Raw genomic sequence first — 1,673 nt, 5'->3', positions numbered from 1 at the left:
ACTGTCCGAACTCTATTGTTCCAAGGTTGCTCATCTGGCGCATGCGCCATCGCTTCCCCCGTGACGTCGGCCTCTCGTCTTTAGGACGGGATCCGACCAATATTGGCTCATACGAGCTTCGGAACGGCAGAGCATCACTACATTCACGCCCAAACCATTGAAGCAGGCCGCGACTACGCGGATCTGATCAACCAGAAGAAAAAGGTCTGTCGATGACCCGAGTCGCAATCTATGCCCGTTTCTCCAGCCAGATGCAGCGAGACGCATCCATCGAAGACCAGATGCGACTGTGCCGGGAGCGGGCAGAACGCGAGGGCTGGACTGTTGTTGACGCCTATTCGGATCGAGCGGTCTCTGGCGCGTCCATGTTGCGTCCCGGGCTGCAAGCGCTGTTCAATGCAACCCAGGAAGGACGAGTTGATCTGATCTTGGCAGAGGCGCTGGATCGGTTGAGCCGGGACCAGGCAGACATCGCTGCGATATTCAAACGCCTGAGCTTTGCAGGGGTCGGCATCATGACTCTGACCGAAGGCGAGATCAGTGAGTTGCATGTGGGTCTCAAGGGGACCATGAACCAACTGTTCCTCAAAGATCTGGCCGACAAAACCCGGCGCGGTCTGCGCGGGCGGGTGGAGCTTGGACGCTCCGGTGGCGGCAGCAGCTATGGCTACGACGTCGTCCGGCGTCTCGGGCCGGACGGCCAACCCGTCACAGGAGAACGAATGATCAACGCAGCAGAATCTGAGATTGTCCGGCGGGTGCTTCAAGAGTTCTCAGAGGGGCATTCTCCCAAAGCCATTGCGCGCCGCCTCAACACCGAGGGTATTCCCGGTCCCCGTGGCAAGTTGTGGCGTGACACCGCGATCCGGGGGCACCGAATGCGTGGAACAGGCCTTCTCAACAATGAGCTTTACATTGGCCGCCTGGTCTGGAACCGGCTGCGCTATATCAAGGACCCCGAGACCGGCAAACGCGTTTCTCGTCTCAACGATCCCTCCAAATGGATCATCACGGAGGTCCCCGAGTTGCGGATTGTCGGGGATGAACTTTGGAAAGCGGTCAAGCAGCGACAAGGCGAGATCGAGGCTGATCCCCGCGTCAAAGCCATCAAGGAAACCAAGTTTTGGGAGAAGCGTCGCAAGAAGCACCTTCTGACCGGTCTTGCATTCTGCGGCACCTGCGGAGGACCACTCGCCACTGTCGGGCGCGACTACCTCGCCTGCTCTGCCGCTCGCAAACTCTGTACTTGTTCCCATAAGCAATCCATTCGCCGCCATATACTGGAAGACGCCGTGTTGGATTTGCTGCGCCGACGTCTGATGCAGCCCGACGCTGTGGCCACATTTGTCAAATCCTTCAGCGAAGCCGCTAACGCAGAAGCAGGCGCAGTGGAGACAACCCGGACCCGCCTGCAATCCGAGCGGGACAAAGCGGCGCGCAAACTGAGTGGTTTTTATGACGCGATTGCAGAAGGCATTCGCACCCCAGGGCTTCAAACGCGGCTCGAAGAACTCGAAGCGCAGATCGCCGAGCTTGACGCAAAGCTCTCCGAGCCTGTGCCCTCACCGGTGCGCCTACACCCGAATCTGTCGGAACTCTATCGCTCAAAGGTCGCCGATCTGGCACAGGCACTATCAGACCCGGCGATCCGCACGGGGGCCTTGGAGATTATC

The 1,673-nt window shown here is 59.1% G+C and carries 1 protein-coding gene; it reads left to right on the top strand.

Annotation, left to right across the window (positions count from 1 at the left end; genetic code table 11):
* Positions 1-212 precede the first annotated feature (212 nt).
* On the top strand, positions 213-1,673 hold a 1,461-nt coding region (locus ACR0MI_RS23635; RefSeq protein ID WP_480855751.1), incomplete at its 3' end, for a recombinase family protein.

Source organism: Ruegeria sp. D4 (assembly GCF_056534475.1).
Note: the sequence above shows the minus strand (reverse complement) of the source record. Positions and strands in the feature narration are given on the sequence as shown.